Origin of the sequence: Mycolicibacterium canariasense, assembly GCF_002101555.1 — a bacterium.
Classification (GTDB): Bacteria; Actinomycetota; Actinomycetes; order Mycobacteriales; family Mycobacteriaceae; genus Mycobacterium; species Mycobacterium canariasense.
In genome coordinates this window covers 26048-44460 of sequence record NZ_LQOL01000045.1, presented here as the reverse complement: position 1 = coordinate 44460, position 18413 = coordinate 26048, and the positions used below count along the sequence as shown (strand labels likewise).

Sequence of the window (18413 nt, the reverse complement as noted above, 5' to 3'; positions counted from 1 at the left end):
ACAGGCTGCACACAGAAAGACGGAAGAACATGACCACAGCGCGCGATGTCGATGTCCACCACGGTCGGGCCTGGGTCGACCCGGACAAGACGGTTCGTATCGGCTACACGATCGTCACTCCACCCGAACCCACCAGGACCGTCGTGCTGCTGCACGGCGCCCCCCAAACGCGATACGAATGGCGCAAGGTCATGATGCCGCTGGCCGCCGCCGGGTATCGGGTGATCATGCCCGACTATCGCGGCGCCGGCGCGTCCGACAAACCTCGTGACGGGTACGACAAGTGGACCATGGCCGGTGATATTCACAGCCTGGTGCGCGAGACCCTGAGCGTGGTGGAGCCCATCTCGCTTGTCGGCCATGATCTCGGGTCGACGCTGGCCTTGGGCTTCGCGCTGCGGTACCGCGATGATGTCGTGAGTGTCACCTTCATGGAAGCGCCGCTTCCGGGCACTGCCTATTACGACTGGCGGGTGGCTCAGAAGTCGGCGTGGCAGTTCAGCTTTCATGCCAACACCGATATCGCGGTGTACCTCACGCACGGGCGTGAACGTTGGTACATCAACCGATTCTTCGACGACTTGACCTACCAGCCGGATGCCATCTCCAATGACGACCTTGACGTGTATGCCCGCGCGTTCGAGGCCCCGGGAGCCATGCGCGCAATGTGCGAGGTCTATCGGGAACTCGACCGCGACGCCGACGACAATCGCGCAGCGCTACAACGACACGGCAAGCTCACCATCCCGGTGCTGGCGTCGGGAGGTGCTTCGGGTCCGCTCGCCAAGAACTTCCGGGCGATGTGTGAAGAGGTCGCTGATTCGGTGACAGATCAGCTTGTCCCGGACTGCGGTCACTGGGTGGCCGAGGAGCAGCCCGAGTACTTCACCAGGATGTTCTGCGAATTCGACGCGGCCGCGCGGGGCCTGACGAGGTAGCCGGCGCCGGGTGTCGTGGTGGCATGTCGGAACCCGGTTGCTCGCGGCACTCGGCTTATTCCCGACGTGAGGGGGTGTATCACCACCCCGAAAGCCCACCGGCCGGCACCTAACGTGGTCGCAGTGCCGCTGGTCGCCCGGCAGCACAAGGGCCCATAACCGATGGGAAAAGTGAAGTGGAGGTAGTCGCAATGGTGAACGTGAGTCCGCAGACGATCAGTATTGCTGGTAAGAAGGTGTCGCGCTTGGGTTTTGGTTCGATGAGGTTCACGGGTCGCGGAATCTGGGGTGAGCCCCAAGACCGGGACGAATGTATCGCCGTGGCCCGTCGGGCGGTCGACCTCGGCGTGCAGTTCATCGACACCGCCGACTCTTACGGCCCGCATGTCGCCGAACAGATCTTGTACGAGGCGCTGCATCCGTACCCCGATGATGTCGTCATCGCGACGAAGGCGGGCTTGACCCGAAACGGACCTGATGTCATCGACACCGACTCCGGGCCGAAACGCCTCGGCCCGGCAGCGTGGCCACCGGTCGGACGACCCGAATACCTTCGACAGCAGGTATTGATGAGCATGCGCCGGTTGGGGGTCGATCAGATCGATCTGTTGCAGCTGCACCGGGTGGATCCGAAAGTGCCGTTGGCAGACCAGATCGGTGAGCTCAAGGCGCTTCAGGATGAGGGCAAGATCCGCGAGATCGGGATGTCGCAATGCACGGTGGCGCAGCTCGACGAGGCGCGGCAGATCGCCGATATCGTCAGTGTCCAAAGCCGGTTCAATGTCATGGACCGCAGCGCCAACGACATGTTGGAGGTGTGCGAGCGCGATGGGCTCGCGTTCATTCCGTGGGCGCCGGTGGCGCAGGGCGGGCTCGATGCGGCACACCAGGCGCTCGCCGACGTGGCCCGGGCACACCAGTGCACTGTGGGTCAGGTGGCGATCGCCTGGTTGTTGCATCTCTCACCGGCGATGCTTCCCATCCCTGGCACATCGCGTCGCACGCATCTGGAAGAGAACATGGCTGCAGCGCAAGTGCAGTTGACACCGGAACAGATCGACGAGCTCAGCGGGGCTACGTCGACGCCGTCACCGGCATAAGCGATTCCAGTAGAGCGACGGCGTCGGGAGACGGTGCGTTCTCGAGCGGACAGTAAACGAACAGCCGCTGGTCGGGAGCATCCGCTACCTCGAGCGCCTCGAAGTGTAAGCGGAGCTCGCCGACTTGCGGATGATGGAACACCTTGTCCTCGCTGGTGCGCGGACGTACGTCGTGGGTCGCCCACAGTCCGGCGAACACCGAACTGTGAGCGGAGATCTCGTCGACCACCTCGGCGACGCGGTCGTCATTCGGGAATCGGGTCAGGCCTGAACGGAGGTTGCCGACGACCTGAGTGGCCACATGGTGCCAGTCGGTGTAGAAATCCTGGGCGGCAGGGTCGAGGAACACCATGCGGGCGAGATTGTCCGTGTCGCGGAAGCCGCTGTACATCGCACGGCCGGCCGCGTTGATCGTCAGGATGTTGAGGCCGAGATCGACGACGATCGCCGGTACACGCAAGCCGGAATCGAGGAGAAGCTGGATTCCCGCCGACACCGTGGTCGTATGAGCGGGCATTGTGAGAGGGACGGGATGGACAAGCGAGACGAGGTAGGCGGTCGCGTGCGTATCGAGCTGTAGGGCGCGTGCGAGCGCACGAAGCACCTGTAGCGACGGTCGGTGCTCACGCCCCTGTTCGAGCCGCCGGTAGTAGTCGGTGCTCAATCCGGCGAGGAGAGCCAGCTCTTCTCGACGAAGGCCGCGGACCCGCCGACCGTCGCCGGGTACCAGGCCGGCGTCCTGCGGCGTCACCGCTTCACGCCTCGCGCGTAAGAACGAACCGAGCGTCGCCGATTGATCTGCCATAGCCCTATCCTGAACGGGCTCCCTGCCGCTGGCAAGGCCGCACGCTGCGCGGCGACTTGTCGTCCGACCGAGGCGGCTTGCGGCGTGACGGAGCCCGCCCGCCTGGAAGTAGCGCCTGCGGTTCTGGCGATCATCGCGTCATGGGAGCCAAGTCGGTCGTTCTTTCAAGACATCGTGGCCCTGAATCGCGCGGCGGCAGGCCCGCACAGCCTCATCGACCCGTAGATGTTGCGGCAGGAACTCTGAACCGAAAGGCTGACACGGTCGCTGCATCGGGCGGCACAAGGCATTCGACCGTCTGGGCTAGCCGGGAGTCCCCGGGGGCCATTGCGTGGTGAGGACATCCGGTGTCCAGGATGGCCATACGGGGGAGCCGACCACGAATCCTGAGCTGATCTGTGTGACCACGCGAGGGCCGCGAGAAGCACTGTTGTCGTAGAACGTTGCGGTGTCGGCCCGCTGGGCGGCGAGGACGATGAGGCTCCAAAGCCGTTGGTAGCGTTCGCGGATCTTCCGCTCGGGCACGTCGTGACCTCCAGCGGCCACGCGGTGGCGCACACGCTGCACAGCCAGGTCTTCGGGGATCAACACCGCATGCATGATCACGGTGTAGCGGGCAGCCTGCGCAGCGTCGATCAGTTCGAGCTTGGAGGGATGCGAGAACACCGTCTCGGCGATGAAGGACTCGCCGAGCTCGATCAGTTGGGATCGAGTCTGCGCGGCGATACGCGCGGCCTCGTAGGAATGTTCGGCGGCCGCCTCCGGCCAGCGGCGCTTGGCGATGTCGTCGGCGTTGACGACGACGCTGCCAGGCAGCAACGGCGCCAAGGTCAGTTCGATGAACGTGGACTTGCCGGCCCCGTTGGATCCGACGACCAGGTCGAGTCGGTTCACGGCGACGATCGCTGAGTGGTTCCCGTGGGGCGGCCGGTCACCGGCGTGCCAACACCGCCGTACTGCCATCCGGGCGGTACTGCACCATGTCGCCGTTCTCATCGACGGCGACGGTGGTGATCCCGCGTGCCGCCAGTGTCGCGCCGTAGTCGGCCTTGGCGAGGTTTTCCTCGATGGCCGCCGCGATCTCGGCGTTGAACACCGCGCCTTCCTCGGCCGTGAGAACGCTCAGGGGAGTTTCGCCGGCCAACGCGGCCTCGACCTTGCGGCGTGCGGCGCTGTGCTGGCTGGATACCGCGCGCCCCACCCGGGCCCAGTGGTCGAGCTGCTGCTTGGCCGATCGGCTCTGGCGCGAACCCTCCACCGCGGCGCTGTCCATCAGGTCCGCAGCGACCCGCGTCACCCGGTCTGTGGTCTCTGCCATCTCCGACCTCCATGTAGCAGTCTGCTACGAGCGTAGCAGACTGCTACACCACTGGCGATTGGCGCGACCACGGGCATGATGGCGATGCGTCAGGAATCCGACTGACCGAAGGCGGCGTCGAACCGCGCGTCGGGTAGCTGCCAGAGCAGGCTGCGGACGTACGCGACGGCTTCGGCGGCTCCGTGGCGACGGTCCATGCCGGCGTCCTCCCACTCGACCGATATGGGCCCGAGGTAACCGATCGCCTCGAGCGCCCGAAAGGCATCCTCCCAATGGATGTCTCCGCGTCCCGTCGACACGAAGTCCCAGCGGCGCCGCGGGTCACCCCACGGCAGGTGTGAACCGAGCAGGCCCGAGCGGCCGTTCGCCGGTCGCACTCTGGTGTCCTTGCAGTCGACGTGATAGATCCGGTCGGCGAAGTCGATGATGAACGAGACGGGATCCAATCCCTGCCAGATCAGGTGGCTCGGGTCCCAATTGAGCCCGAATCCGGGGCGGTTCCCGATGGCGTCGAGGGTCCGACGGGTTGTCCAGTAGTCGTAGGCGATCTCCGACGGGTGCACCTCCAAGGCGAACCGAACTCCCTCGTCGTCGAAGACGTCGATGATGGGGTTCCACCGTGTGGCGAAGTCCTCGTACCCGGCGTCGATGACGGAGTCCGGAACCGGTGGGAACATCGCGACATACGGCCAGATCTTCGATCCGGTGAACCCGGTGACCACGTCCGCTCCGAGCCGACGGGCAACGCGGGCAGCGCGTTTCATGTCTTCGGCGGCGCGGGTGCGGACGCCCTCGGCGTCGCCGTCGCCCCACACGCTTGGGCGCAGGATGGCGCGGTGCCGGAAGTCGATGGGGTCGTCGCACACGGCTTGCCCACCGAGGTGGTGCGAGATCGCGCGCACCACGAGTCCGTGCCGAGCGAGGAGCTCGAGGCGGGTTTGCAGATAACCGGGGTCCTCCTCGGCTCGCTCCAAGTCGAGGTGGTCACCGGATGCGGCGATCTCGAGTCCGTCGTAACCCCACTTGCCGGCCATCTCGGCGACCGTCTCCAGGGGTAGATCAGCCCACTGTCCGGTGAACAGCGTCACTTCCCGCCGACTCTGCATCGCACGCTCCCTTCTCAACGACAGTCTGCTCCTCGTGCCAGGGCGGTCTACGTCAGCGTCGAACTGTGGCCGAGGCCGCGCGTGCCGCTCGTACCGCCGTCGTCATACCGGTGAGGGTGGAGTTGCATTTGAGTGCGGTCGGGATGACACCGCAGCCTGCGACGAACAGGTTCTCGAAACCCCACACCCGGCAGTCGGTATCGCACACGCTCGTCCCGTCGTCGGCCGCGCCCATCCGCACGGTGCCGGTGAAGTGCAGTGACGACCCGGCCGGGAGAACGGCCGACTCGGTCGCGGGGTCGAACGGGCCGAGCAGCTCAGCCGCCTGACGCTGCACCTGCTGGGCCTGCTGCAGGCTGGCTCGATCCGCATCGGTGTAGTCGAAGTCGATGGTGATCCGCGGCATCCCTGCGGCATCGGTGTCCGTGTCGGAGAATCGGAGCGCGTTCTCCTCGCGAATCTCGGTGGCGACGTAGAACTCGAGGCCGACGGCGTAGGCGAGCGGCGAGCGGTCGTCGTCGATCATCACCGCGTTCATGATGTGCACCTGGAAGGGCTGACCGCCGTCGCTGTGCGGTATCCAGATGCAGTCGGCGGCCCACTCGTGATCGGTGGGAGGGTCCAGGGTGGCGAGATCGAAGCCGAGTCGGCCGGGGTCGGCGAGCACCTGTCCTGAGAGGAAGATGTGCTCGTTGAGGAACCGGCCGAGTGCGCGTGGGCGAATGCTAGAGGCGAAGAGCAGCTGCGGGGTCCGGATCGCGTCAGCGCAGACGATCACCTGACTCGCGGTGAGTTCTCGGGTGTCACCGGTGTGGACGTCACGGACGGCCACACCGGTGGCGCGGCCGTTCCGGTGCACGATGGATGTCGCCAAAGTGTCGGTGTAGAGGGTGAATTGGTCGTCGCGGGCGGGATTGCCGATGGGTGGGAAGATCGTCGCGGGGCCCGTGCGCTCCTTCAGGCCGGACGGGGTGGGATTGACGGCCATCGGCATGGGCTGGATGCCTCGGCCCTCTGCGCTCACGGAGTCGAACAGCGTGCCCAGGGTTTTCGCCACCGCCTGCCCGGCCGCTGTCGGGGGATACGGACAGCGGTTGACGCGCAGGAGCTCGGTGGCTCGGTGAAGGTCTGCGCGCCAATCGTTCTCACCGATCTGTGGGAACACCTCGCTGCCCCATGGCGTTGGGGTGGCCGCGGTCCAATGGATGCCCATGCCGCCGACGTTCCACGCCACTGCGGCGGCCGGCATGGCGGTGGCGTCCTCGCCGATCGACTGCAGGTGATACATGCCCGGTGTCGCGGCGGCCAGGTTGCCGCCGACGTCGGCGCTCGGGGCGACACCCGTGTAGAACCCCTGGATGCCGGTGGACACCTTCTCGTTGTACTGACCCCAGATCTCCGGTTCGGGTACGTCGTGCAGATGCTGTCCGGGTGTCGAGCCGAGAGGCGGTCCGCCGTCGACCATTCCGATGCGCAGGTGCGTGTCGGCCTGTCGGAGCAGATGAGCGACGGCGGCGCCCATCAGTCCGCTGCCCACGATGAGCACGTCGAATGCCGGGGGCTCGATCATTGCGTTCGTCGGGTGCACAGTGCTCCTCACGTCCAGGTGATTCCGTGGTAGGCGTCGAATGCGGATCGGCTGCGCTCGATGGATTCCAGATCGGTGAACCGGGTGTAATCCTGTTCGAGCAGCATGTACTCCAGGTTGGGGAGAGTGAGCGCGGTGTCGATGATGTCCTGGATGGGCAGAATTCCGGTGCCGATCTCGGTGAAGCAGCGGCGGTCCTCGACGCTTTCGAACAGCGGCATGTCGATGTCGGCGTCGAGATCGACGACACCGGCGTACAGATTCATCGGTTGCGGCGCGTCTGCCGGGAAGTCTTTCTGGTGCAGGAGCACGATGCGCTCGGGGTATCGCCGCATCCACTCGATCGGATCATGGCCCGCACGCGTCACCCAGTAGGTGTCCATCTCGACGAAAACCAGCTCAGGATCGGTCTTTTCGAGAATCGTCTGGTAGATGAGCTCGCCGTCGATTCTTTGGAATTCCTGGTAGTGGTTGTGATAGTAGAACCGCATGCCGCGCTCGGCGCACAGTTGCCCTACGCGGTTGAAGAAGTCGATCCGCCTCAGCAGGTGGTCTCGGTCGCCCCTGGGATAGAACTCGATGTCGTTGCCGATCTGGCGGCAGCCGATCTCCAGTTGGTAGTCCAGGATCGCCGGGAGTCGGTCGAGCTGCAGTGGGCTGACGTGAGCACCCACGATGTGCAGCCCGAGGTCGGAGAACATGGTGCGGAGTTCCGGTGCCGACACGCCGAAGCCGATGCCGTCGTCGGTCGCGGCGGAGTGGTTGGCGGCCTCCAGATAGTGGTAGCCGAGTTCCGAGATGCGCTGAAGAGTCTTCGGCGTCGAGTCGGCCAGGGAGGTGCGCACGGAGTACAACTGGAGTCCGATACGGAGCGGCATGATGGGTTCCTCGGCGTGGATGGGTGGATGGTTCAGGTCAGGCTGTCGGCGAGACGTTCGGAGACCCGCCAGGCGTTGGCCATGATGGTCAGTACGGGGTTCACGCCGCCGTTGGTGGGATGCAGCGATCCGTCGGCGATGGTGAGGCCGCGGTGGTTCCACAGCGCACCGTTGGCGTCGGTGACCGACGTCGCCGGGTCGGTGCCCATCCGGCATGTGCCGGCCTGATGTTGATCCGCTGATGGACCGCGGCGCGGCATCCATTGAGTGGCCACGGTTTTGGCCGATCCGCTGGCGGACAGCCAGTTCTGGGCCTTCTCCGTCAGCAGAGCTGCCACCGCGAGATCGTTGGGATGCGGACCGGGGGAGTCGAGGTGAACAAGGGGGACGCCGACGCGATCACGGAGGTGGCCACTGACGGTCACCCTCGACTCGGCTTGCGGGGCCTCCTGAACGGGCCCGATGACGACCGCGGATCGCGGATAGGCGAACGCGAGCTCGTCGATCGCGGTCGATCCGTAGGCCGAGACGAACCCTGCTTCGACCAGGCCGCCCCACGCCTCGAACGGGGTGCGGGTGAAGTCGTTGGCCAGGATTCCCCCTCCGGCGACCCCGGTGTTGCCATGGCGGTAGAGCGTGGTCGCGATGCTGGGACCGGGGCCCACCATGTCGTCGACGGGGTCTGCGAAAAGTCCGGTGGCGCCGGCATACAGGTGCCCTTGGAGGTAGCGGCCGATCTGGTCGTGGGGATCGTCGACGGCGCTGGCCAGCAGGAGTCGCGCAGACTCGATGGCACCCGCGGCCAGCACGACGTGGCGCGCGCGTACCAGGCGCTGTCGACCGTCTGCGACGAACGCGACGCCCGTGACCGCGTTGCCCGCCACGATGAGGCTGGTGACGACTGCCGAGGTGGTGACTGTGCATCTGCCGGTCGCGACCGCCGACGGCAGCACGGTGTTGTGCGTGCCGTTCTTGGCGTTGGCCGGGCACGCATGCCCCACGCACAGAGCGCATTCGACGCACGCCGGCCGTCCGTTGTAGGCGCGCGTGTTGATCGCCAGCGGCGGCGTCACGGTAGGCAGGCCGAGTGTGTCCGCACCCGTGGCCAGCCGATGGCCGACGGAGTTCAGTCGCACGCCAGGCATCGGATACGCCCGACTGCGGGGACCGTCGTGCGGCGCGAGCCCAGTGGCACCGGCGACACCGATGACGCGCTCGACCCTGTCGTAGAAGGGCGCCAAGTCGTCGTAGCCGATCGGCCAATCCACGAACGGATCGCCGTAGACCGACCCCATGGCGAAGTCCTCCGGGCTGAACCGCCATGCCATCGCGCCGTAAACCCGAGTCCCGCCACCCAGCGTCATCGCGTTGCCGTTCCATTGCGACGTGCCCGGCACGGTGAGCTCGCCGTTGACCATCCGCGGAGCGTTCAGGGCGGGGAGATCCACCAGACGGTCGAACCCGGAAAACGTTCGGGCGCTTGCGCCGTGCGTGCTGGCCATCTGGCGCGTGGTCAGTGCGGGAGCACGCTCGATCACCAGGCAATGCAGTCCGGCGCGGCTCAGCACATGGGCCGCAACGCCTGCTCCGGCTCCGGATCCGACGATCACCACCTGATAGTCGGGTTCGAGCTGGTCGGCTGGTGTGGTCGCGAACAGCGAATCGTCGACGTCGGGCCAATCCCGTTCCGGCGCCAGCACACGGAATCCGACCCGGTCGAGGACGCCGGGTTGTTCGAGCACGACCGCGGCCACCCACCGGCCGAATCGTTCGACCGCCTCGCGGCGAGTCGCATCACCGCCGGACAGCATCCTCTGGAGCAGAGACAGGCGTTCCGCGCTGGGCCACCGCTCGAACGGTGCCGTGCCGGTGACGGTGTCCAAGGCTGCCCGAAGGGGCGTGCCGATGTGGTCGGGCACCGCGGGCAGTTCGAGAAGTTCGGGAAACAGCGCGGAGGCCGCGGCGACGAGCAGGGGATCGAGCATCAGGTGGAACCGGCCTTCTCCGCGGGCGCGTTCCACGCCTGCATCGCGAACGCGGCCGCCTTACGGAGGTCGTCGTCATCGGGAACGGTGTATTCGAGCGTTACCGAGCCGTCGAATCCAGCGGCGGTGAGCACCGAGATGACTTCGGCGATGCGCAGCGTCGCTGCGGTGACCTTGGTGCGGTCGGCCGCGGCGAAATGGACAAGAGAGATCTTCTCGGCGTGGGCGCCGACAATCTCGTCCAGGTGGCCGTCGAGATCGGCCAGGTGATAGAGGTCGGCCAACAGCGTGACGCGGTCGTCGTCGATCATCTCCCGCAGCTGATCGGCCTCGTCGAGCGTGTTGAGCAGGAAGCTTTCGTCGGTGCGCAGCGCTTCGAGCGCCAGTTGGACGCGTGCCGGCGCGTCACGGAGCACCTCACGGATCGCGGATGCGGCGCGCTCGATGCCGGTCTGTCGCGGCTCGTCCTGCCAGGGGATCTCGCGGCATGCGGGGACGACGACGAGCTGGGTCGCGCCGAGATGTTCGGCCTGCTCCAAGGCGGCGGCCAGGTACCGCTGGGCGCCACGTCGGCTGGCACCGTCGGGTGATCCGAGTTCGGCATCGGGGTTCCATTGCCAGCACAGCGACGGCGCGCTGAGACCGTGCTCGCTGAGCGCGAGGCGAACGGATTCCGTATCGAGATCCGGTCGTGCGTCGAGTTCGACAGCCGTCAGTCCGGCGGCTGCCGTGCGCAGCAATGCCTGGTCGCGATGGCCGAGAACCCATTCACTGGACGCGATCTCGATGGGGCGCGACGGTATCACCTCAACCACGTGTCAACTCGTCGCTTCCGTCGCCAGGGCACGCAGATACTGCCTGCTCACAGACAGCGCGTCGAAGATGTCGCCGTCGCAGGCGTCGAACTCGACGATCCACCAGGCCGCGTCCTCAGCGGCCGCGAGCGTCGGCTCGAGCCTGATCGTGCCCTGACCCAGGGCGACCATGGGTGCGTCGACGTCTTCGGCGGCGCCGTCTTTCACGTGGATCAGCTGCGCCCGTGACCCCAGTCGGGTGATGAGCGCGACGGGGTCGACACCGGCCACCGTGGCCCAGTAGACGTCGAGTTCGAAGAACACCGACGGGTCCAGCGCGGCATGGAGAAGCTCGAGCGACGGCGTTCCGTCGACGGGCTGCAGTTCCCACCAATGGTTGTGGATACCGAACTCGAGACCCTCCGCGCGGGCGACGTCGTTGGCGCGGCCGTACATATCGATCAGTTCGTCGACGCCGGCCTTGCTCCCGTAGCGTGGGTCTTCGGGCCAGCCGTGCCAGACGATGCGGCGGGTGCCGAGGATGTCGGCCTGACGCAGTACGGCGTCGAGGTCCTTGCCGAGCGGGATCTCCACATGGGCCGAGCAGACTTGAAGTCCGTATTTCGAGAAGATGCCGGAGGCCTGGACGATGTGCTCTTCGTCGAGGTCGCCCTCGACCCCGAACGCGGTTTCTACACCGGCGAACCCGATATCGGCCAGGGTTGCGACGGTGCCGTCGAAGTCCGCGGCAAGGTGGTCGCGAACGCTCCACAGCTGCACGGCGATGGGGGGCTGAGCCGTCGGGGACATCGAGGACCTCTACTCGTTCGGGGCGGCAGTGGACGCGGATGGGGTGGAAACGCGAGACAGCCTGCGGATCACCAGCGCCGTCAGTGCGGCGACGCCGAGGATGGCGACCAGCAACAGCGCGGACGCGGCGTTGACTTCAGGGCTCACCCCGAACTTCAACGCCGACAACAGGTAGAGCGGCCAGGTTGGCGTGCCGCCGGCGGTGAACTGTGAGGTCACCACGTTGTCGAAGGACAGGACGAAGGTGAGCAGGAATGCCCCGAGCAGTGCGGGAGTCAATCGCGGTAGGGTCACCTGCCACAGCGTCGCCCACGGGCCGGCGCCCAGGTCGGCGCTGGCGTGTTCGAGATCCAGGCCCGTCCCGGTGTAGCGCGCTCGCACGATCAGCAGCGCGACCGATGTCCCGAAGACGGCGTGGCCGACCATGGCGGTCAACGGGCCGAACGGGACACCGAATCGCATGTAGAACAGCAGAAGTCCGATCGCCAGGACGACTTCGGGCACCACGAGGGTCAGCAGCAGCACACCTTCGTAGGGCAGCCGCACGGCGTACTTGGCGCGCCCGATGACCAGGGCCGCCGCACAGGCGAACGAGACCGACAGCAGCGCCGAGCCGACGGCGATGGCAGCCGAATTGCCGATCGCCTCGACGATCTGCGGGTTGTTCAACGCCTGGGAGAACCACTTGGTGGAAAAGCCCGCCCACACGGTGATGATCTGTCCCGCGTTGAACGCGTAGCCCAACACCACGACGATGGGCACGAACAGGAATCCGTATGTCAGCAGCGCGAATCCGCCGAGGATATGCGGTACGGACAGGAGCCGGAACGTCAGCGCCAGCACCGCTGCGCCGACGACGAACAACACCGCGCGTGAGCCGCTCACGCCACCGGTGAGCGCGCCGAGGACGCTCGACACGACGGAGACACTGCCGACCAGCAGTCCGGCGGCCGCGGCGAGCGACCGGGGTGCTTTACGCTCAGACGGCACCGAGATTCCTCTCGGCTCGGTTGGTCATGAACAGGTACAGCGCAAGGCAACCCGACAGCGCGATCACCACCAGGAGGCCGAGTGCGGCGCCGAACGGGTAGTTCTGGCCCTCCAGGAACGCGCGGCTGATCAAGGTGCCGACGAAGTCGACGCGGCCGCCGCCCAGTACCGCCGGGATGACGTATTCACCGGTCATCGGGATGAACACCAGCAGCGAACCCGCGATGACGCCGGGAGCGACGACCGGCAGGCTCACCTGCCGGAACGCCGCGAATCGGCTGCTACCGAGGTCCTTGGCCGCGTCGACCAGGCGCCAGTCCATCCGCTCCAGCGCCGCGTAGGCGGGCAGGATGAACAGGGGAAGATAGCCGTACACGATGCCGATCTGCACGGCCGTTCCCGTGTTCAGCAGGTTGAGCGGCCCGTGCAGCAGTCCGAGCGTGTGCAGCAGATCGGCGAGAAGGAAGTCGTCGCTGAGCACCAGTCGCCACGCGTAGGCCCGGAGCAGGAATGCGGTGAGGAACGGCACCATCACCAGCGCCAGCAACAGGTTTCGCCGCCGGGCCGGGGAGTACCGGGCCAGCCAGTAGGCGAACGGGAACCCGATGAAGACGGTGGTGATGGTCCCGATGACGGCGAACCGGAGGCTGCGCACGAAGGCCTGCAGGTACAACCCGCCCAGCGCGTCGGCGAAGTTGTGGAAGGAGAAGCCGTACACCACTTCGCCGTAGCCCTGCCGGGTGGCCAGCGAGTAGACGATCACGACTACGAGGGGCAGCAGGAAGAACGCCGTGTACAGCGATGCCGACGGCCAGGCCAGCACCAGTGGGTACTCGTCATCGTGGCGGGATTGCCGCGCGCGCGACCACCCTGCCCGTGCGAGTACCGCCAGCGGAAGCGTGGCCAGAAGCATTACGACCGTGGTGATTTCACCGAGACCGGCGGCCGTGATCGTCACCAGGAGGCCGGCGCCCACGATGGTGGCCGCCACCGCGCGGATCACGTATCCGGCGGCTGCCACGTTCACGCGGCCTTGAATTCGTCGTAGGCGCGCGTCACCATGTCGAGGTAATCGGGTGTGGGCATCAGGATTTCGTACTTGTCGAGCTGGGCCTGCGGGATGTTGATGGTGGGATCGTTGATCAGAGTGGGTTTGACCAGGGAATCGATGCCATTGACCGGTACCAGGGTGCCGACCGCGTTCATCTCCTTGGCGGCCTCTGCGGGGGCGCAGACGTAATCGATGAACTTGTGCGCAGCCACCGGATCCTTGGCCGACGCCGCGATGGCCCAGTTGTCGATGAAGTACTCCGTGCTCCCCGTCTGCGGGAGCAGGAACTGCACCTTGGTGCCGCCGGCCTGCTCGTTGATGTTCTTGGCGATGTAGTTGTAGCCCATGCAGATGTCGATGGAGCCCGTGGTGCCGCCTTCGAGTTCGTCGGCGCCGAAGCTGGTGATCCGCGGTTTGACGGAGATCAACAGCTGTTTGGCGGCCTCGATGTCGTCGGGGTTGGTGGAGCCGATGGGTTTGCCGATCGCCGCCAGCGCGAGGGTGAACGTCTCTTTGGCGCCGGGAAAGAAGTTGACCTTCGCCGTCGGGTTCGCCTTGATCAGGTCGAAGACTTGCGCCAACGATGTGGCAGTTCCCTTGACCGTGGCGGTATTCCACCAAAACGATGCCACCCCGATCGCTTTCGGGACGGTGTAGAGGTTCTTCGGGTCGTACGCGAGGCCCATCACACCGGGGCGAACGTTCTTGAGGTTGGGGATCAGCGACTTGTCGAGTTCGCGCAATAGCTTGCGCTCGACGAGTTGGACGGTTTCGGACGGTCCGCCGACCACGATGTCGTAGTCGGCGTTCCCGGAGGCCAGGGCCGCGATCATCTCCGTGCCGGTGGAGTAGGTGACGAGGCGGACCTTGGGGCCGACGGCACCGGTGAAGGCGGAGACGTTGTCCTCTGCGATGTAGTCGGCGTAGTTGCCGATGACCAGCTGGCCTTCCACTTTGTCGCCGTTCAGCGCGGCTGGTGTCGACGACGCGCTGGACTGCTGGGGCCCGGAGGTTCCGCACGCGGCGAGCGCCAGCAGCGCCGCTCCGCCACCGAGGCCGAGCAGTGCCTGCCGGCGAGTCAGAGCGGCTCGGATGTGTGGGGCTTGGTTCTCGTCGGCCAGAATGGTGACCACACGGTTGTTACGCATCGGGTTTCTCCTTGAGATCGGAATCGGCCGCTCCGAGCAGCAGGACGCTGTTCGGGGCGAGGTCCAGGACGACGTGCTCGCCGGCACGCAGATGTGCTGTGTCGGTCGCTGCGCGGTAGCGATCCTGTTGGGCGACAACACGTTGACCGTCTCGCAGGGCGATGACGAGCTGCACCTTGTGACCGGTCAGCATCGCCGTCTCGATCCGGCCGTGCGCTTCGGCCTCGTCGATACCGCGCACGGAGACGTCGGCGGGCCGGACACCGATGAGCACGTCGCGCTGCCCGACGCCGGGAGTGTCGACCGTCGAGGCGATGGGTGCGTGCAGTGCTCCGTCGAGCAGGCTGGCCGTGCCACCGTGCAGATCCGCGCGTAATTGGTTCATGTCGCCGATGAACGACGCGACGAACCGTGACTTCGGCGCGTCGTACACCTGTTGCGGTGTCGCCAGTTGCTCGATGCGTCCGTCGTTCATCACCGCGATGCGGTCCGACATGCTCAGCGCCTCACCCTGGTCGTGGGTGACGAAAACAAACGTCAAGCCCACCTCGGCGTGAATCCGTTTCAACTCGATCTGCATGTGCTCGCGCAACTTGAGGTCCAGTGCCCCCAGCGGCTCGTCGAGTAGCAGCACGCGGGGGCGGAGGACGAGGGCGCGTGCCAATGCCACCCGCTGCTGTTGGCCGCCCGACAGATCGGCGGGCCGTCCGCGCGCTCGATCGCCGAGCCCGACGAGTTCGAGCGCTTCTGCGGCCTGGTGCCTGCGGGCGGCCTTCTTCACACCGCGCTGCTTCAGTCCGTAGGCCACGTTGTCGAGCACGGACAGATGCGGGAACAGCGCGTAATGCTGGAAGACGGTATTGACGTCGCGTTTGTGCGGTGGCAGTCCCTCGGCGGGCCGTCCACCGATCAGAATGCGTCCCTCGCTGGGGTGCTCGAATCCTGCGATCAACTTCAAGGTGGTCGTCTTGCCGCACCCGGATGGTCCCAGCAGGGACAGGAATTCACCGTGCTCGATGTCGAGATCGAGGTTGTCCACCGCGACGGCGGCACCGTATCGCTTGGTCACCCCGCTGAGGCGCACATCCACGCCGTCGGATTGCCCCGCAGCAGAACTGGACTGCCGCGTGGTCAGCACACTCGGGCTCGCTTGCGACGTCCTCATGTGAGTGCACCTTCCACGGTGGCGGCCGTCAGCGAGATTTTGGCGCCCCTTCCAGTGGCGGCGGAATGCTCGACCGCATCGCAGATCAACGCGGCGCGATAGCCGTCTTCGAAGTCGGCGCCGTGCGGGCGCACCGATCGGTGGGCCGCGACGGAGGTGAGGAAATGGTGCAGTTCGTGCACGAATGTGTGCTCCCACCCCAGCACGTGACCGGGTGGCCACCATGCGTCGAGGAGTGTGTCGTTGCGGTCGGTGACCAGCACTCGGCGGAATCCCCGGTGACCATCGGTACCGGATGTATCGACCTCGAGCTCGTTCAGGCGTTCCAGCGAGAAGCGGGCAGATCCCTTGGTGCCGTTCACTTCTATCGAAAGATCGTTGACGTGTCCGTGAGCGACGCGCGATGCCTCCAGTGTCCCGATCGCGCCGTTGTCGAACCGCACGGTTGCTACGAAGGCGTCATCGACGGTGACGGATCCGCCGGGGCGTTCGTCGAAGAACGTCGCCGTCGCACCGGTGACTTCGTCGACTTCGCCGATCAGATACCGGCCGAGGTCGGCGATATGGGAACCGAGATCGCCGAGCGCCCCAGAGCCGGCTTGGTCGGCATCGAGGCGCCACGTGGCAGGGGCGCTCGGGTCGGTCAGCCAATCTTGAAGGTAGCGCGCCCGGAAGTGCAGCGGCCTGCCCAGCGCACCGCCGGCGATGAGCTCCTTGAGCTTCCGGATTGCCGGTACAAAGCGGTAATTGAACGCACACATGTGGACGACGCCCGCATGTTCGGCCGCCTGCCAGATGCGGAGCGCCTCGGATCCGGTTCGCCCGAGCGGTTTCTCGCAGATGACGTGTTTGCCCATTGCGAGCGCGGCGATCGTCGGCGCTTCGTGCAGATCGTTGGGTGCGGAGTTGTCGAATACCTCCACCGACGGGTCGTCGACGAGGGTCCGCCAGTCGCCAGTGGTCCTCCTGACGCCGAAGGATCGCGCAAAGTCCTTGCGGCGCTGCTCGTCCCGGCCGGCGACCACCTCGAGTCGGGGCAGCAGCGGGGGAGGCGAGTACATCGAGGCAACGCCCTGGTATCCGCGGGCGTGGGCTCGGCCCATGAATGCCGTGCCCAGCAGACCGATACCGATCGAGGGCGTCGGGCGGGTCACGATTGCGCTACTCCAACGGCGTGCGCTGCGTTGATGACTCGGTGTTCCATCCCACTCCTCGTTCGGCCGATAGGCGACGCTAACCCACACTTACGCCGATTGTCAGACAGAACTTCAAAAGTTACGGTGTATTAACATGCAGAACTCAGGTCGCGACACTCGCGATCTGAAAGCACGAGTCCGTGCGTGGGGGACGTATTACCGAGTTAGGGTCTGCACATATGAACGCGAACGGCGTCGATCGGGTGGGTAGCGCAACCCCTGCTGATGTGCTCCGACTCATCCGCACAGGGCACGCACGCACCCGTGGGGATCTGCAACGGCTCACCGGAATGGCCCGTTCCACGGTGGCCCAGCGCATCGATGCCCTCACCGAGCACGGACTGGTGGTCACCGGTCAAGACAGCGTGTCCTCGGGCGGACGGCCGTCGAGCACGTTGCTGTTCAATCACCGGGCCGGTCTGGTGCTGACGGCGGATTGCGGAGCCACCCATACCCGAACGGCTGTCTTCGACCTGGGTCTGAATGTGGTGGCCGAGGAGGTCTCCGACTTGAACATCGCCGATGGTCCCGTGGCGGTATTGGATTGGCTCGCGGCACGTTTCACCGAATTGCTGATGACTGTTGGCGACGAGGGGCAGCGTGTGCTGGCGATCGGCATCGGCTTGCCGGGTCCGGTCGAACACGCCACCGGCAAACCGGTGGCTCCGCCGATCATGCCGGGGTGGGACGGTTTCGACGTCCCGCGCTACCTGCAGCAGACATTCCCAGTTCCGGTACTCGTGGACAACGACGTCAACCTGATGGCACTCGGTGAGGCGGCCATTGCCTATCCGCACGTCTCACCGCTGGCCTTCGTCAAGGTCGGGACCGGCATCGGATGCGGAATCATCACCGGCGGAAGGGTTTTCCATGGGGCGCACGGCGCCGCTGGTGATATCGGGCACATCCGCGTCACGGATCACCACGACGTCGTCTGCTGGTGCGGCAACGTCGGCTGCCTGGAGGCCGTCGCCGGCGGCAAGGCCTTGGTTGCGAATCTGCGTGAGTCCGGAGCCCGTACGAACGGCGATGTCGTCGACCGCGTGTTGGCCGGTGACGCGGCGGCCGTCCGCGCCGTCCGCAATGCGGGTCGAGAGATCGGGGGCGTACTGGCCGGACTGGTGAGCACGATCAATCCGGCCGTGATCGTCCTCGGCGGCCAGATCGCCGACGCAGGCCAATACCTGCTCGCCGGTGTCCGCGAAACCATCTACGCCCGCTCGCTGCCGCTCGGCACCCGCGACCTCGAGGTGACTCGATCTCGGTTGGCCGACCGAGCGGGCATCACGGGCGCGGCCATGATGACCACAGAGCATGTGCTCGCAGCCGACTCGATCGATGCGCTGTTGGGGGCGGTGCGGTGACGACGTCCTCCCACGGGGGAAGGAAGGCGACGCGAGCGCGATGCGAAAAGGCAGTGATGCATCTGATGTGTATGCAGTGGGTTTCTGCTAACCCGCCATAATCGATTCCGGCGCGCCGTGATCTTCCCGATCTGGAGGTGCCGGGGTCCGGCAGGGGAGAGGTGACCGAGCGAGTGG

At 66.0% G+C, this 18413-nt stretch carries 17 protein-coding genes; 3 read left to right on the top strand and 14 right to left on the bottom strand.

Annotated features, from left to right (window positions below; translation table 11 throughout):
- Positions 1 to 29: 29 nt before the first annotated feature.
- On the top strand, positions 30 to 938 hold the full coding sequence (locus AWB94_RS11340; protein ID WP_062659115.1) for an alpha/beta fold hydrolase: 909 nt from the start codon (positions 30 to 32) through the stop codon (positions 936 to 938).
- Between the two features lie 191 nt (positions 939 to 1129).
- Positions 1130 to 2038 carry an aldo/keto reductase gene (locus AWB94_RS11335; protein ID WP_062659116.1) on the top strand — a complete coding sequence of 303 codons (909 nt, stop codon included), beginning with the start codon at positions 1130 to 1132 and terminating at the stop codon, positions 2036 to 2038.
- Here AWB94_RS11335 and AWB94_RS11330 read toward each other — a convergent pair.
- The 14 genes from AWB94_RS11330 to AWB94_RS11265 all read right to left on the bottom strand — a co-directional run bounded on the left by AWB94_RS11330 (position 2013) and on the right by AWB94_RS11265 (position 16830).
- Positions 2013 to 2843, bottom strand: a complete 831-nt coding sequence (locus AWB94_RS11330) for a helix-turn-helix domain-containing protein (RefSeq protein WP_062659117.1) — start codon at positions 2841 to 2843, stop codon at positions 2013 to 2015. The genes AWB94_RS11335 and AWB94_RS11330 overlap by 26 nt on opposite strands.
- 303 nt (positions 2844 to 3146) lie before the next feature.
- On the bottom strand, positions 3147 to 3737 hold the full coding sequence (locus tag AWB94_RS11325; RefSeq protein WP_062659118.1) for an ATPase: 591 nt from the start codon (positions 3735 to 3737) through the stop codon (positions 3147 to 3149).
- Positions 3738 to 3774: 37 nt separating this feature from the next.
- A complete protein-coding gene (locus AWB94_RS11320; protein ID WP_062659119.1) occupies positions 3775 to 4161 on the bottom strand; it encodes a TA system antitoxin ParD family protein in 387 nt (128 codons plus the stop codon).
- Positions 4162 to 4250: 89 nt separating this feature from the next.
- A complete protein-coding gene (locus AWB94_RS11315) occupies positions 4251 to 5267 on the bottom strand; it encodes a sugar phosphate isomerase/epimerase family protein (protein ID WP_201029608.1) in 1017 nt (338 codons plus the stop codon).
- Between the two features lie 52 nt (positions 5268 to 5319).
- Complete coding sequence (locus AWB94_RS11310) at positions 5320 to 6837, bottom strand: GMC oxidoreductase (RefSeq protein ID WP_062659121.1); 1518 nt, start codon at positions 6835 to 6837, stop codon at positions 5320 to 5322.
- 26 nt (positions 6838 to 6863) lie between these two features.
- A complete protein-coding gene (locus AWB94_RS11305) occupies positions 6864 to 7733 on the bottom strand; it encodes a sugar phosphate isomerase/epimerase family protein (RefSeq protein ID WP_062659122.1) in 870 nt (289 codons plus the stop codon).
- A gap of 32 nt (positions 7734 to 7765) precedes the next feature.
- Positions 7766 to 9754, bottom strand: a complete 1989-nt coding sequence (locus AWB94_RS11300; RefSeq protein ID WP_062659123.1) for a GMC family oxidoreductase — start codon at positions 9752 to 9754, stop codon at positions 7766 to 7768.
- Positions 9718 to 10533, bottom strand: coding sequence for a sugar phosphate isomerase/epimerase family protein (locus AWB94_RS11295; RefSeq protein WP_062659124.1), 816 nt, complete (start codon positions 10531 to 10533; stop codon positions 9718 to 9720). Before AWB94_RS11295 ends, AWB94_RS11300 begins: the two co-directional genes overlap by 37 nt.
- 3 nt (positions 10534 to 10536) lie before the next feature.
- Positions 10537 to 11322 carry a sugar phosphate isomerase/epimerase family protein gene (locus AWB94_RS11290; protein ID WP_064961374.1) on the bottom strand — a complete coding sequence of 262 codons (786 nt, stop codon included), beginning with the start codon at positions 11320 to 11322 and terminating at the stop codon, positions 10537 to 10539.
- 9 nt (positions 11323 to 11331) lie between these two features.
- On the bottom strand, positions 11332 to 12312 hold the full coding sequence (locus AWB94_RS11285; RefSeq protein ID WP_062659126.1) for an ABC transporter permease: 981 nt from the start codon (positions 12310 to 12312) through the stop codon (positions 11332 to 11334).
- A complete protein-coding gene (locus AWB94_RS11280; RefSeq protein WP_062659127.1) occupies positions 12302 to 13339 on the bottom strand; it encodes an ABC transporter permease in 1038 nt (345 codons plus the stop codon). The genes AWB94_RS11285 and AWB94_RS11280 overlap by 11 nt, the downstream gene beginning before the upstream one ends.
- On the bottom strand, positions 13336 to 14511 hold the full coding sequence (locus AWB94_RS11275) for an ABC transporter substrate-binding protein (protein WP_062659128.1): 1176 nt from the start codon (positions 14509 to 14511) through the stop codon (positions 13336 to 13338). Before AWB94_RS11275 ends, AWB94_RS11280 begins: the two co-directional genes overlap by 4 nt.
- Complete coding sequence (locus AWB94_RS11270; RefSeq protein WP_109762546.1) at positions 14504 to 15676, bottom strand: ABC transporter ATP-binding protein; 1173 nt, start codon at positions 15674 to 15676, stop codon at positions 14504 to 14506. The genes AWB94_RS11275 and AWB94_RS11270 overlap by 8 nt, the downstream gene beginning before the upstream one ends.
- Positions 15673 to 16830, bottom strand: coding sequence for a Gfo/Idh/MocA family protein (locus tag AWB94_RS11265; protein WP_234811704.1), 1158 nt, complete (start codon positions 16828 to 16830; stop codon positions 15673 to 15675). Before AWB94_RS11265 ends, AWB94_RS11270 begins: the two co-directional genes overlap by 4 nt.
- A gap of 221 nt (positions 16831 to 17051) precedes the next feature.
- On the opposite strand from AWB94_RS11265, the gene AWB94_RS11260 reads away from it, so the two are divergent.
- Positions 17052 to 18236, top strand: coding sequence for an ROK family transcriptional regulator (locus tag AWB94_RS11260; RefSeq protein ID WP_062659130.1), 1185 nt, complete (start codon positions 17052 to 17054; stop codon positions 18234 to 18236).
- Positions 18237 to 18413: the final 177 nt, after the last annotated feature.